The 255-nt window shown below is 36.1% G+C and carries 1 pseudogene; it reads left to right on the top strand.

The annotated features are described in order from the left end of the window. Positions 1-248: pseudogene (locus tag AC3WV0_RS18175) on the top strand (DUF2931 family protein); the annotation flags it as partial. Between the last annotated feature and the right edge of the window lie 7 nt (positions 249-255).

The raw sequence follows: 255 nt of genomic DNA, 5'->3' as shown, positions 1-255 counted from the left end.
GAGCCATCCCCAAAGAATTGAATTTCACTTGGGAAACAGGCAAAGATCAACAGTATACGGGATACGCATACTTTAATTGGGAAAAGACCAATGGTGTTTTTAAAAAAGTAGGCAATCAAGCCAAGCTGGAATTTAAGATAGCTTCAGATAACAGTTCTTTTGAAGTGTTATTAGATAATCATCCTGTACCAACGGATAGCATCAGGGTGTTTAAAACCAGTGATAAGTTCAATGATTCTTACAAGTAATAGATGT

This window comes from Chryseobacterium sp. 27AL (assembly GCF_057815395.1).
Note: the sequence above shows the minus strand (reverse complement) of the source record. Positions and strands in the feature narration are given on the sequence as shown.